Genomic DNA, 13,058 nt, shown 5'->3' with positions numbered 1-13,058 from the left:
CGTCGGAGTCGCGGGACAGGAACCGGGTGACCGCGACGCCACCGACGAAGCCGACGAGCCCGAGGATCATCAGCAGTGGGAGGTAGGTCGTCGTCCGCTGCCGCGCCGACTCGAGCGCGACGCCGGCGATGACGATGACGAGGAGGATCTCGGCGGCGACGATGCGGTCGAGGTTGCTCGGCCCGGTGTAGAGCCGGACGAGGACGAGCGCGGCGGCGACGCCGAGCATGGCGAGCGAGATGCCGAGGACGACGGTCATGGGCGGGCCTCCCCGGTGGGCTCGTCGGCGTCACCGCGGCCGTTGGCGTCGTCGCGGTGGTTCTCGAGGGCGGCGATCTCCTCGCGCGAGCCGAAGGCGCGCACGACGCGTCGCTCGATCGCGAGGACGTGGGTGCGCTGGGCCTCGATCCGGCCCTCGCGCTCGACGTCGAGCAGGTGCAGGTAGAGCACCGACGTCGAGCGTCGCGCCTCGACGACGACGGAACCCGGCACGAGGGCGACGAGCTCGGCCGTGATCGTCAGGTAGAAGTCGGAGCGGGAGCGCAGCTGGACCTCGATGACGGCGTTGCGGGGGCGGCGCCGGCCGAACGACAGGCGCATGACCTGCCACGAGGCGCCGACGAGGTCGACGAGGAAGTGCCCGACGAGGAGCAGCACCCGGTGCGGACGCAGCCGCCCGGTGAACTCGATCGAGGGCAGCGGGAACGCAAAGGTCACGAGGAGCCCGACGAGGACGCCGTTGACGACGTTGCCCCACGAGAGGCGGTCCCACAGCAGCACCCAGGCGAGGGCGACGGTCGCGACGGCCCGCGGCTGGAGCACCCGGCGTCGCCGGCGCGGGGTCTCGGGTCCGCGGGCGGCGGTGGACATCCGGGTGTCGGTCATCGTCGGACCTCCACGGGCAGGACGCTCGTGATGTAGGGGACGCGGCTCGTGAGGTCGGCGGCGGCGCGCTGGGTGTAGGCGAAGAGCGGGCCGGCGACGACGGTGATGAGCAGCCCGACCGCGGTCATGGCGGCCGTGGCCCCGAGCATGGTGCGCGGGAGGGGCCGGGGGGTCGTGTCGACGAGGAGGGTGCCCGCGGGCTCCGTGTCCCGTGCGACGTCACGGGCGCCGTGCGGCGGGCTCGCGGCCGCCCCGGTGGAGCGCGGGGCGTCGGCCAGCGTGCGCCAGAACGCCTGGCTCCACACCTTGGTCAGGGCGTAGAGCGTCAAGAGGCTCGTGGCGATGCCGCCGACGACGAGCAGCCACGCGAGTGGTGTGCCGAGCGCGACGCCCGCTTGGAGCAGGCCGATCTTGGCGAGGAATCCCGACAGCGGCGGGATGCCCGAGAGGTTCATGGCCGAGACGAAGAAGAGGATCGCGAGCACGGGGGAGGCGACGGCCAGCCCACCGAGGCGGTCGAGCGACGTCGTGCCAGCCAGGCGCTCGACGAGGCCGGTGATGAGGAAGAGCGCGGTCTGGATGGTGATGTGGTGCGCGACGTAGAAGATGGCGCCGGCCGTGCCCTCCGGCGTCGCGAGGGCGATGCCGAAGATCATGTAGCCGATGTGGCTGACGAGGGTGAACGACAGGATCCTCTTGAGCCCCGACTGCGACACCGCCCCCAGGATGCCGATCACCATGGTCAGCAGCGCCGCCCACATGAGCAGGCCCTGCAGCGGTGAGTCGGGGAAGAGCAGGGTCTGGGTGCGGATGATCGCGTAGACGCCGACCTTCGTCAGCAGCCCCGCGAAGACCGCGGTGACCGGGGCCGGGGCCGTCGGGTAGCTGTCGGGCAGCCACGCCGACATCGGGAAGATGGCCGCTTTGATGGCGAATGCCGTGAGCAGCGAGAGCTGGAGCACGAGCGCGACGCCGGGGGCGAGGTCGCCGACACGGATCGCGAGCTGGGCGAGGTTGACCGTGCCCGTCGCGGCATACACCGCGGCGATGCCGACGAGGAAGAGCGCGGAGCTGAGGAGGCTGACGACGACGTAGGTCGTGCTGGCGTGGATGCGCGCGGCGGCCCCGCCGAGCGTGATGAGGACGTAGGAGCTGAAGAGCAGGATCTCGAAGCCGACGAAGAGGTTGAAGAGGTCGCCCGCCAGGAACGCGTTGGAGACGCCCGCCGCGAGCACGAGGTAGGTCGGGTGGAAGATCGTCAGCGGCGTCTCGCTCTCCGTCTCGTCCTCGCTGTCGGACTGGCCCTGGCCGATGGCGAAGACGAGCACGAGGAGGGTGACGATGGCCGAGACGAGCAGCATGAGGGCGCTGAGGCGGTCGGCGACGAGCGAGATGCCCAGCGGCTCCTGCCACGCGCCGAGCCACAGCACCTGCGGGCCGTTCGCGTCGGTCTGCCAGACGAGGATGCCGGCCACGACGACGACCGCGGCGAGCACGGCGATGCTGACGCTGCGCTGCAGGCGCGGCGACCGGCGGAAGGCGAGCGCGAGCGCGGCCCCGAGCAGCGGCAGGAGCACGGGCAGTGGCACGAGGTCGGGCACGGTGAGGTGGGTCGGGTTCATCGGGTCACGGCCTCCCGTCCCCGTCGGCGCGCTCGTCGGACGTCGTCGTCGAGGCGTCGGAGGGGTCGTAGGTCGACGAGGTCTGGTCCTCGAGGGCGAGGCGCTGGATCCGGGCGTCCTCGGCGTCGTCGGGGACGTCGTCGGTGCCCGAGATCTGCCAGAGCCGGTAGGACAGGGCGAGCAGGAAGCCGATCGTCGCGAGCGAGATGACGATGGCCGTCAGGACCATGGCCTGCGGCAGCGGGTCGCTGATCGTGGCGGGGTCCTCGCCGACGAACGGCGCGCGTCCTGCCCGTCCACTGATGACGAGGTAGAGGACGGCGATGCCGTTGCCGATGAGGACCATGCCGAGGAGGACGCGCACGAGGCTGCGGTCGAGGGCGAGCGCGGTGCCAGCAGCGACGAGCCCGACGGTGACGAGCACGAGGGTGAGGTTCGGCTGGAGGGTCGGCTCGATGAGGGCGGGGGCGAGCGCGGTCACGAGGTCACCACCTCCTCCTCGCCGTCGGACGCGCCGCCCGAGGTGTCGGACGCCTCGGCGTCGGCGGCCTCCTCGGCGATCTGCCGGTCGATGCCGGTGCCGAGGCTGCGGACGATGTCGAGCATCATGCCCACGACGATGAGGTAGACGCCGATGTCGAAGAAGAGCGAGGTCACGACGTGCACCTCGCCCCAGGGCGGCAGGGTGAAGTCGACGGTCGTCGTCTCGAGGATCGTGCCGCCGAACGCGAGCGGTGCGACGGCCGAGCCGACCGCGACAAGGAGTCCGAGGCCGACGAGGAGTCCGGCGTCGAAGGGCGCTGCCTCGTCGAGCTCGTAGCGGCCGCCCGCGAGGTAGCGCACGACGAGCGCGAGGCCGGCGACGAGGCCGCCCGCGAAACCGCCACCGGGCTGGTTGTGCCCGGCGAAGAGGAGGAAGAGCGAGGCGGCGAGCATGACGTGGAAGACGAGCCTGGTCACGACCTCGAAGATCACCGAGCGCTTCTCCGTCCGCATCGTCCGCCCGCCGTGCAGCCACGTGCCGCGCCCGGGATCGCTCGACGGCAGCGCCTTGGACGTCGCGCGGGACAGCCGCGTGTTGCGGGTGCGCACGAAGATCAGGCTCGCGATGCCGGTCGCGGCTGCCACGAGCACCGACACCTCGCCGAGGGTGTCCCACGCGCGGATGTCGACGAGCGTGACGTTGACGATGTTCTTCCCGTGGCCGAATGCGTAGGCCTCCGTGGGGAATCCGGCCGACACGGGCTCCGTGCTGCGGCCCCCCGACGCGACGAGCGCGATCGCGCCGACGGACGCGCCGACGGCCACCCCGAGCGCGATGCGCCAGGTGCGCGAGGGTGAGTGCGGGTGGCGGGTGAACTTCGTCGGCAGGCGGCGCAGCGCGAGGACGAAGACGACGAGCGACACCGTCTCGACGAGCATCTGGGTGATCGCGAGGTCGGGTGCCCCGTGGAGGATGAAGAGGAGGGAGACGCCGTAGCCGGTGGCTCCGACGAGCATGACCGCGGTGAGCCGACGACGCGTGACGAGCACGAGGACAGCGGCCGCGACGACGACGACGCCGATGACGGCCTGACCCGGGTTGTCCCAGAGCCGGACCTCCGGGAGCGTCCCGCGCGTCACCGCGGCCACACCGGGCAGGGCGACGAAGACGATGAGGATGCCGGCGAGGTAGGTGGGCAGCGAGCCGCGCTGGGTGACGGCGGTCGTCTCGACGGCCCCGCGGTCGACCCACCGGAGGGTGCGCGCGAACCCGCGCTCGCCGTCGACGAGCGGCGGCACGCCCGACTGGAGGCGAGTGACGAGGTCGCGCCCAGCGAACAGGGCGAGGCCCACGCCGACCGACACGAGCGAGAGCAGGAGCGGCACGGTGACGCCGTGCCAGAGCGCGAGCGGCTGCGGCTCGGCGCCCTCGGGGAACGACACGGCATACGGCAGCAGCCACGGCGACTCGAGGGGGGCGAGCAGGCCGAGCAGCAGGCTGGCCACGCCGAGCAGCACGGGTGCCAGGACGAAGCCGGGGTGGGCGGCCCTGACCGGCGTCGGGGGCACGCCCGGCTTCGTCGCGAAGGCGCCCCAGAGGAAGCGCGCCGTGTAGGCGACTGTGAGCGCCGACCCGGCCACGACGCCGAGGATCGCGAGCCAGCTCCACGGCGCGGGCAGCGGCGCGGCGGTCTGGACGTCCTCCCACAGCGACTCGAGCGCGCTCTCCTTGGACACGAAGCCCGCGAGCGGCACGATGCCGGCCATCGAGAGGCCAGCGAGCGTCGCCGGCACCGACACGGGGAGGAGGCGCCGACCGACCCCGGAGAGCTGACGCAGGTCGCGCGTGCCGGTGCACTTGTCGACGACCCCGACGGTGAGGAAGAGGGTCGACTTGAAGAGCGCGTGGGCGATGACGAGGGCGAGCGCCGACAGGGCCGACGCCTTGGTGCCGAGGCCGGCGATGGCGACGATGAAGCCGAGCTGGCTCACCGTGCCGTAGGCGAGGAGCAGCTTGATGTCGTGCTGCCGCAAGGCCCGCCACCCGCCCACGAGCATGGTGAAGAGGCCGAGGCCGACGGTCAGCGCGTGCCAGGCCGGGGCGCCCGCGAACACGGGGGCGAGCAGCGCGACGAGGTAGATGCCGGCCTTGACCATCGCGGCGGCGTGGAGGTAGGCGCTGACCGGGGTCGGCGCGGCCATCGCGCCGGGCAGCCAGAAGTGGAACGGCACGAGCGCGGACTTCGACAGGGCGCCGACGAGGAGCAGGGCCACCGCAGCCACCGTTCCGGCGTCCAGCGGCGGCGGGTCGGCGAGCAGCGCGGAGATCGAGTACGTGTGGTGGACGCCCAGGGCGATGATGCCGATGAGCATCGCGAGCCCGCCGAAGGTCGTGACGATGAGCGCCTGCATCGCTGCGCGGCGGTTCGTCGAGCTCGCCGGGTTGTGGCCGATGAGCAGGTAGGAGAAGACCGTCGTCAGCTCCCAGAAGATGTAGAGCACGAGGAAGTTGTCGGTCAGGACGAGTCCGAGCATCGCACCGGCGAACGCCGTGAAGACCGACGTGAAGCGCCACAGCGTCGGGTCGCGGTCGGTGAAGTACCACGTGCAGTAGAGCAGGACGAGCGCCCCGACCCCGGTGACGAGCAGCCCGAGCACCCACGACAGCGTCGTGACGCGGAAGTCGAGGTCGAGACCGAGCCCCGGAACCCACGAGATCCGTTGTGTCGGAAGGTTGCCCGCGCGCACATCGCCCGAGACGGATACGAGCCAGGCGAAGGAGACCGCCGGCGCGAGCGCCAGGACGGGGAAGGCCTTGGTGCGCAGGACCTTGGACAGCCACGGCGCGAGCGCGGCGGCAAGCAGGTGCAGGAGCAACAGTTGCGCCACGGCGGCCCCTCGGTCGTCGGGTGTGTCGAGCTCGGTCCAGTCAGGTCGTGGCACCGATTCTAGGTGCAGTTGAGCACGCCGATGACACGGCGGGAGCCGGGCCGCCGGGAACGGGCGCGTCAGAACGTGACGAAGGTGTCCCTCGCGAGGAAGAAACCGTGTCGGCCCGCCGTGTCGATGCAGGTGACGCCGGACTCCTCGCTGAGGCAGGCAGTCGTGCCCGACGGCTCGGTGCGCGCGCCGTAGGCGAGCTTCGGCTCGCTGCCCAGGCGGATGGTGTCGGAGTTGCACACGGGCACTGCACCGCTCGCCCCCAGCTCGATGCGGCCGATGTCCTTCGGTCCTCCCGTCCGGCAGATCGTGGGCAGGGGCGGGGGGACCCGTCCCTGGGCGACCTCGCACGCGRCAGCGCTGGAGTCGGTGCTGCGCCGGCACACGATGTTGCCGCTGGGGCTCTGGAACCGGTCGGCGACCCCCGCCGCAGGTTTCGCTGCGTCGATGCGGCCCTTGGCCTCGTCGAAGGACTTCGGGGCGCCACGCTGCGCGCCGGCAGCCAGGGCCGTCGGGATCGTGACGGACGCGGCGCTGGCGGTCGGCACGGGGGTCGGCGTGGCCGCCGACGTGCCGGGCGAGCCCGAGGACGGGGCGTCGACGGTGACCGTGACGGTGCGTCGCGGGGAGGGGATGTCGGTGACCCCGCACGAGGCGAGGACGCACGACACGGCGACGGCGGCCAGGACGACGACGGCGCGGCACGACATACCTGATCGGCGTCGGGGCGATGGGCGCAACGGGGACATGGCGAAGGATTCTCGCACGGGCGACTGGGGCGGGTCAGGTCGACGGGATGGGGGTGACCTACCCTTGAGGCGTGTTCCGGCGCCTGCTCACCCCTCGCTGGGTCGGCGCTCTCGCCGGCCTCGTCGTGGTCGTCGCCGCGTGCGTCCTGCTCGGCCTGTGGCAGCTCGGCGTGGCCCGCGACTCCGGGCGCCAGGCCGCCGTGGCCGCCGCCTCGAGCCTCCCGCGCGCCCCGCTCCAGCGGATCACCGCGGCGCACAGCGACTTCGGGGCCGAGCTCTCCAACCGTGCCGTCACCGTCACGGGGACGTATGCCGCGGCGCGCACGCTCCTCGTCGTCGACCGTCGGCTGGGCGGCCGGGTCGGGTCGTGGGTCGTGACGCCGCTCGAGACGGAGGGTGGCGTCGTTCCGGTGCTGCGCGGATTCGTCGACGGCACCCCGACCACCGTCCCCGCTCCGCCGCAGGGCGTCGTCACCGTGACCGGCACGCTGGGCCCGGGGGAGTCGCCCCGCGACGGGGCTCCGCTGCCGGCGCCCCAGGTGCGCTCGGTCGACCTCGCCTCCCTCGTCAACGAGTGGCCGGGCGACCTCTACAACGTCGTCGTGCTGGCCTCGGCCGAGTCCGCCGGTCCCGCCGGTCCCGCCGGCGGCACGACGGGGACCCCGTTGGCCGCCGGCGGCCTGACCCGCGTGCCACCGCCCGGTCTCGACGCCCCCCTCAACCTGCGCAACGCGGCCTACGCCGTGCAGTGGTGGGTCTTCGGGATCTTCGCGATCTGGATGTGGTGGAAGATGTTCCGAGCAGAGCAGCCGGCGGACGAGCCCGCCGCTGCACCGAGAGAAGGCGCGACGACGTGAGCACGTATCCCCAGACCCTGGCCAAGCCGCAGCAGATCCGGTCGGCCCTGTCGATCTACCGCGTGCTCGCGATCATCGCCGGCATCGCGCTCTTCGTCCTCCTGCTCGAGATGGTCATGAAGTACGTCTTCAAGCAGACCAACGTGCTCACGGAGTACTGGAGCCCGGTGCACGGGATCATCTACATGGGGTATGCCGCGTCCGTCGCCAACCTGGGCCTCAAGGCGGCGTGGGGCCCGGTCCGCATCGTCAAGAACCTCCTGGCCGGCTTCGTCCCCGTCGTCCCGTGGATCGCCGAGCGACGCAACACCGCCGAGACGGAGGCGCTCCTCTCGCGGGCCTATCTGGCGGGCGAGCCCGAGCGGGGCTGAGACCGCCTCACACGACGGCGCCGGGGATCCCCGGTGACGGGTCGGGCGTCCCTGTGCCCGAGGGCTGGTTCGGCAGGACCAGTCCGGTCTCGTAGGCGTGGATGACGAGGTGCACCCGGTCGGGTGCCCGGAGCTTGGCGAGCAGGTGCGCGATGTGCGACTTGACGCTGCTCGGGGCGACGTGGAGCACGGAGGCCACCTCGGCGTTGGTGTGCCCGGTCGCCACGAGGCGCAGGACCGCGATCTCGCGCGGGGTGAGCTCGGAGAGTGAGTCCCCACCGAGCGGCGTCACCGGGAGGTAGCGGGAGTAGCGCTCCAGCAGCCGCTTCGTGACCGCCGGGGCGAGCAGCGCGTCTCCGGAGGCGACGACGCGGACGGCGCGGACCAGCTCCTCCGGCGTCGCGTCCTTGAGCAGGAAGCCGCTCGCGCCGGCCCGCAGGGCGGTGACGATGTACTCGTCCAGGTCGAAGGTGGTGACCACGACGACCCGGGTCGGCAGGGGCGGGGCTGCCTGGACGATGCGGCGCGTGGCCTCAACCCCGTCCAGCACCGGCATGCGGATGTCGAGGATGGCGACGTCGGGCCGTAGGCGGACGGCGAGGTCGACCGCCTGCTGGCCGTTCGCCGCCTCGGCGACGACCTCCATGTCGGGCTCGCCCCTCAGGCAGTCTGCGAGCGCCCGGCGCATCAGTGGCTGGTCGTCAGCGATCAGCACCCGCAGGGTCACGCGCCACCTCCTCGGCCGGTGCCGGGAGGACGCAGTCGACGACGAAGCCGCCATCGGGCGCCGGTCCGGCGTGCAGGGCACCGCCTAGGAGGTCCACCCGCTGGCGCATCCCCACCAGACCGTTGCCCGGCGTCAGGGCGGGGCCCCCGCCCCCACCGAGGTCGCGGACGAGCAGGTGGAGCTGTTCCGGGCCGAAGTCGACCCGGGCCGTCACGGGCGAGCCCTTGGCGTGCTTCATCGCGTTGGTGAGGGACTCCTGCACGATGCGGTAGGCGTTGAGCTCCACGGCGGGAGAGAGCTTGCGTCGGTCACCGGTCACCACGAGCCGGACGTCGGTGCCCGTCCCGGCCACCTTGCCGACGAGCTCCTCGAGCTGGTCCAGCCCGGGTCGGGTGGCCTGGGCCACGTCGTCGTCGATCGACTGGAGCACTCCGACCAGCCGTCTCATGTCCGTCAGGGCCTCGCGGCCGAGCGACTCGATCGACGCGAGCACCTCGACTGAGCCGCAGCTGCCGAGCTGCTCGCTGCGCCGGGCAGCACCGGCCCGGGCGACGATGATGCCGACGTCGTTGGCCACCACGTCGTGCAGCTCCCGCGCGAGGTTGGCGCGCTCGTGGGCGGCGGCCAGCGCCGCCACGGTCGACTGCTCCTGGGTCAGGTGCCGGGCCTGCTGCTCGAGCAGCCGCGTCCGGTCCTCGAGCAGCCGGGTGCGCATTCGGCCGAGCCGGTATCCCCGGCCCAGTGCCCAGGCGGCGAGGACGGCGAGGACCTCGGTCAGGACYTCGTCGTCCACCTCGGTGCCGAACCGCAAGAAGGCGCTCGCCGCCATGCCCAGCAGCACCGGGACCAGCGCCGCGGCGGAGCCGGGGAGTGGCCACCGCTGGGCGACGGTGAACGAGGCGACGACCACGGCATACGGCAACGGCGCCGGCGGGTATCCCGTGGCGTTGGCCAGGACGGCCGTGAGCGTGGCGACCGCGAGCACCCACCCGGGGGACGAGCGACGCCACAACAGGGCCAGGCACCCGACGAGGGTCAGGCCGGTGCCCAGGACGTCGAGACCCATGTAGTGCAACGGCACGTTGTCGGTCTCGAGGGCGACCTGTCTGGCCCGCTCGACGAAGCCGAAGAGCGAGGCCACGGTCACGACGACGACGAGGGCCACGTCGGCAGCGGAGATCGGACCCGGTGACTGGTCACTGTCCCGGTCGCCGGGGAGGAAGCCCGTCCCCTCGCGGGGGGRGGTTCCGTCCCCCTGCAGCACCCCTGGCTCCCACGAGCGGATGAGGCGAATTGGGTTCCGGCGGCGGAAGACCAAGACTCTCACCCCTTAATAGCCTCGATCATCACCGTACGTCGGACTCCCAGCGAAGGGTGGCGGAATGTTGTTCTTCGGCCCCTCCCGCCATGCGCCCGCGAGGCGCCCGATCCACGCGGTTGTGGCAGGGAGCCTGCCATGAGCCCGGGGGCACTCATCGGCGCGAACCCCCGCTTCGGCCGGCTGGTGCTCGCCATCGCCGCCGGTGTCCTGGTGCTCGGGGCGTCCGCGCTGGGCTCGGCCAAGCTCGACTTCCTCCCCGAGTTCGTGGCGCCGTCGGTGCAGGTGCAGACCGAGGCTCTCGGTCTGTCCGCGGCCGAGGTGGAGCAGCTGGTCACGGTCCCCCTCGAGCAGGACCTGCTCAACGGGGTGCCGTGGCTCGACCGGATCCACTCGCGTTCGCAGGCGGGGCTGTCGGCCATCGACATCGTCTTCGAACCGGGGACTGACCTCTACGCCGCCCGGCAGATGGTCCAGGAGCGGCTGACCCAGGCGCACGCGCTGCCCAACGTCGGCAGCCCGCCGATCATGGTCGAGCCGCTCGCCTCGGCGAGCCGGGTCGCGATGATCGGTCTGCACTCGAAGAGCGTGCCCCTCATCGACATGTCGGTCCTCGCCCGGTGGAAGATCCGTCCCCGGCTGATGGGCATCCCCGGCGTCGCCAACGTGTCGATCTACGGCCAGCGCGACCGGCAGCTGCAGGTGCAGGTGGACCCGGCGAGCCTGCACGCCAAGGGAGTCAGCCTGACGCAGGTCATCGAGACCACCGGCAACGCGCTGTGGGTCTCGCCCCTGACCTTCGTCGAGGCCTCGACGCCCGGCACCGGAGGCTTCGTCGAGGGACCCAACCAGCGCCTCGCCGTCCAGCACGTGCTGCCGATCACCACGGCCCAGAACCTGGGCCAGGTCTCCGTCGAGGGCACCGACACCCCGATGAAGCTCGGCGACGTCGCCCAGGTGATCGAGGACCACCAGCCGCTCATCGGTGACGCGGTCACGGCCGAGCCGGCGCTCTTCCTCGTGATCCAGAAGTTCCCGGAGGCGGACACCCTGACGGTGACGAAGGCCGTCGAGGACGCGCTCGCAGGGCTGCGCCCGGGGCTGGGCGGGATCGACGTCGACACGTCGGTCTATCGCCCCGCGAGCTTCCTCGACAGCGCCGTCCACACGATCGGCATCGCCGGGGCCGCCGGCCTCGTGGCCCTCACGATCGGCGCGCTGCTCCTCTTCTGGTCGCTCCGGGCTGCCCTCGTCATCGCCGCTTCGGTGCTCGTCTCGGTGACCGCGACCCTCTACGTCCTCTTCCTGCGCGGCACGACGCTGACGAGCATGACGCTCGCCGGCCTGCTCGTCGCAGTGGTGCTCATCGTCAACGAGGTGGCGAGCGACGTCGAGTCCGTCCGCGCCCGCTCGCGAGCCGAGGGGACCGAAGGCGCTCCGGTCGGGGGCGGATCGGCGCGGGAGCTCGTGGCGGAGGCGCTGGGCGCGACCCGGCGGACGGCATTCGTCGGCCTCCTGGCGTGCGCGCTGGCCCTCATCCCGCTGCTCGCCCTCGGTTCGTTGGCCACGGCCTTCACCAGGCCGCTCGTGCTCACCTACGTCCTGGCCCTGGCGGCGGCCCTGGTCGTCGGGCTCACCGTGACCCCAGCGCTCATGCTCCTGTTCGCGCGGGACCACGTCTCGGCGCGCCGTGAGACCAGGCCGGTGCGGGCGGTCGCCCGGGCGCTCTCAGGGGCTGTCTCCCGGTTCGCGACGCGACGGCGCCTCGTGTGGTCGCTCGTCGCCGTGCTCGCCGTGGTCGGGGTGGGAGCGTCCGCGGCCGCCGTGGCGCTCAGCAGCCGCGCGCTGGTACCGACGGCGCGCGACCTCGATCTCCTGCTGCACGTCGAGATGCCGGTGGGGACCTCCCTGACCGAGATGACCAGGGTGTCCGGGCGGATGTCGTCGGAGCTGCGGGCCCTGCCCGGGATCGCGTCCGTCGGTGGGCACGCCGGTCGGGCCGTGACCTCCGACCAGCTCGGGGACGTCAACAACGGCGAGCTCTGGCTGACCCTGGACGGATCGGCGAACTACCAGTCGGTGAGGGACTCGATCGACCGCGTCGCGCAGCGTTACCCGGGTGTGAGCACCGCCCTGATGACCTACACGGCAGACCGGGTGGGCGTGGCCACGGCCGGCGGAGCCCACGACATCGTGGTGCGCGTCTTCGGCCAGGACCTCGCCGCCATGCAGGCGACGGGCGCCAAGATCGCCAAGGCCATGTCCACCGTGTCGGGGCTGCAGGGCGCGCACGTCCTGGCCACCCCGCGGCAGCCCACCGTCCACGTCGAGGTCGACCTCGCGGCCGCGGACAAGGCCGGCCTGCGACCGGGCGACGTGCGTCGCGAGGCCACAACGCTGGCAAGCGGACTCGTCGTGGGGAACCTCTACGAGCAGGCCAAGGTCTTCGATGTCGTCGTCCTCGGCACTCCCACGACGCGGGCGAACCTCTCCGGCCTCGGCGACGTGCGGATCGACACGCCGAGCGGGTCGCAGGTGCGCCTCGGCGACGTCGCAAAGGTCACGGTCGTACCCGAGCCCGCGTCGATCGTCCACGACCAGGCGCTGCGCAGCGTCGACGTCGTCGCGGACCTGACCGGGGGCGGGGCCTCGACCGTCGTCGCCGATGTCACCACGGCCGTCAACCGCGTACCGATGCCGAGCGAGACGCACCTGCAGGTCCTGAGCGACGCCGCTGACCGCGAGGCGGACGCGAGGCGGGTCGCCATCGTGTCCCTGGGCGTCCTCCTCGGGCTCCTGCTCCTCGTCCAGGCCGCCACCGGGAGCTGGCGGGCCGCCGTCGCGGTGGTGCTCCTCGCCCCGCTCGGCGGTGTCGGGGCGGTGCTCGTCGCACCGTCGGTCGGCGGCCTCGGGACGGCCGGTCCCTTGCTGGGCCTCTTCGCGGCCATCGCCCTCACCCTGGTCGGCGGTCTCGTGTCGGCTCGCGGCATTGGTGCCCGGGTCCCGGTGCTGGCCGCAGCCGGTGGCGGGTCGGTGCCGCCGGCCGGGTCGGTGCCGCCGGCCGGCTCGGTGCCGCCGGCCGGCTCGGTGGCCGCCATGGCCACGG

General features: G+C 72.5%; 11 protein-coding genes. 3 read left to right on the top strand and 8 right to left on the bottom strand.

The window, feature by feature from the left end; translation table 11 throughout:
* From AC1DP0_RS08825 to AC1DP0_RS08800, 6 genes are all read right to left on the bottom strand, one after another.
* Positions 1-259: MrpF/PhaF family protein (locus tag AC1DP0_RS08825; protein ID WP_478083779.1), on the bottom strand; the 259-nt coding region annotated here is incomplete at its 3' end.
* Entirely contained in the window at positions 256-885 is a 630-nt protein-coding gene (locus AC1DP0_RS08820; RefSeq protein WP_478083777.1) for a Na+/H+ antiporter subunit E, read from the bottom strand. The genes AC1DP0_RS08825 and AC1DP0_RS08820, both read right to left, overlap by 4 nt.
* Positions 882-2,507, bottom strand: coding sequence for a Na+/H+ antiporter subunit D (locus tag AC1DP0_RS08815; RefSeq protein WP_478083775.1), 1,626 nt, complete (start codon positions 2,505-2,507; stop codon positions 882-884). Before AC1DP0_RS08815 ends, AC1DP0_RS08820 begins: the two co-directional genes overlap by 4 nt.
* A gap of 4 nt (positions 2,508-2,511) precedes the next feature.
* Positions 2,512-2,988 carry a Na(+)/H(+) antiporter subunit C gene (locus AC1DP0_RS08810; RefSeq protein WP_478083773.1) on the bottom strand — a complete coding sequence of 159 codons (477 nt, stop codon included), beginning with the start codon at positions 2,986-2,988 and terminating at the stop codon, positions 2,512-2,514.
* Complete coding sequence (locus tag AC1DP0_RS08805) at positions 2,985-5,879, bottom strand: Na+/H+ antiporter subunit A (RefSeq protein ID WP_478083771.1); 2,895 nt, start codon at positions 5,877-5,879, stop codon at positions 2,985-2,987. Before AC1DP0_RS08805 ends, AC1DP0_RS08810 begins: the two co-directional genes overlap by 4 nt.
* A gap of 119 nt (positions 5,880-5,998) precedes the next feature.
* Entirely contained in the window at positions 5,999-6,640 is a 642-nt protein-coding gene (locus tag AC1DP0_RS08800; protein ID WP_478083769.1) for a hypothetical protein, read from the bottom strand.
* 110 nt (positions 6,641-6,750) lie between these two features.
* On the opposite strand from AC1DP0_RS08800, the gene AC1DP0_RS08795 reads away from it, so the two are divergent.
* Both AC1DP0_RS08795 and AC1DP0_RS08790 read left to right on the top strand, forming a co-directional pair.
* A complete protein-coding gene (locus tag AC1DP0_RS08795) occupies positions 6,751-7,536 on the top strand; it encodes an SURF1 family protein (RefSeq protein WP_478083768.1) in 786 nt (261 codons plus the stop codon).
* Complete coding sequence (locus AC1DP0_RS08790) at positions 7,533-7,907, top strand: DUF3817 domain-containing protein (protein WP_442277814.1); 375 nt, start codon at positions 7,533-7,535, stop codon at positions 7,905-7,907. Before AC1DP0_RS08795 ends, AC1DP0_RS08790 begins: the two co-directional genes overlap by 4 nt.
* 7 nt (positions 7,908-7,914) lie before the next feature.
* Here AC1DP0_RS08790 and AC1DP0_RS08785 read toward each other — a convergent pair whose 3' ends face one another.
* Positions 7,915-8,634 (bottom strand): response regulator, encoded by a 720-nt coding sequence (locus AC1DP0_RS08785; RefSeq protein ID WP_478083766.1) that lies wholly within the window; start codon positions 8,632-8,634, stop codon positions 7,915-7,917.
* Positions 8,609-9,898 (bottom strand): sensor histidine kinase, encoded by a 1,290-nt coding sequence (locus AC1DP0_RS08780; RefSeq protein ID WP_478083764.1) that lies wholly within the window; start codon positions 9,896-9,898, stop codon positions 8,609-8,611. The genes AC1DP0_RS08785 and AC1DP0_RS08780 overlap by 26 nt, the downstream gene beginning before the upstream one ends.
* A 192-nt stretch (positions 9,899-10,090) precedes the next feature.
* Between AC1DP0_RS08780 and AC1DP0_RS08775 the strand changes: the two genes are divergently transcribed.
* On the top strand, positions 10,091-13,058 hold a 2,968-nt coding region (locus tag AC1DP0_RS08775; protein ID WP_478083762.1), incomplete at its 3' end, for an efflux RND transporter permease subunit.

The sequence above is a fragment of the Terrabacter sp. P5_B1 genome, assembly GCF_056400505.1.
Note: the sequence above shows the minus strand (reverse complement) of the source record. Positions and strands in the feature narration are given on the sequence as shown.

What these genes read in the sequence shown, in the direction of transcription:
- AC1DP0_RS08815 (WP_478083775.1), bottom strand. Translation starts at nt 2,507, where the DNA reads ATGAACCCGACCCACCTCACCGTGCCCGACCTCGTGCCACTGCCCGTG.
- AC1DP0_RS08820 (WP_478083777.1), bottom strand. Translation starts at nt 885, where the DNA reads ATGACCGACACCCGGATGTCCACCGCCGCCCGCGGACCCGAGACCCCG.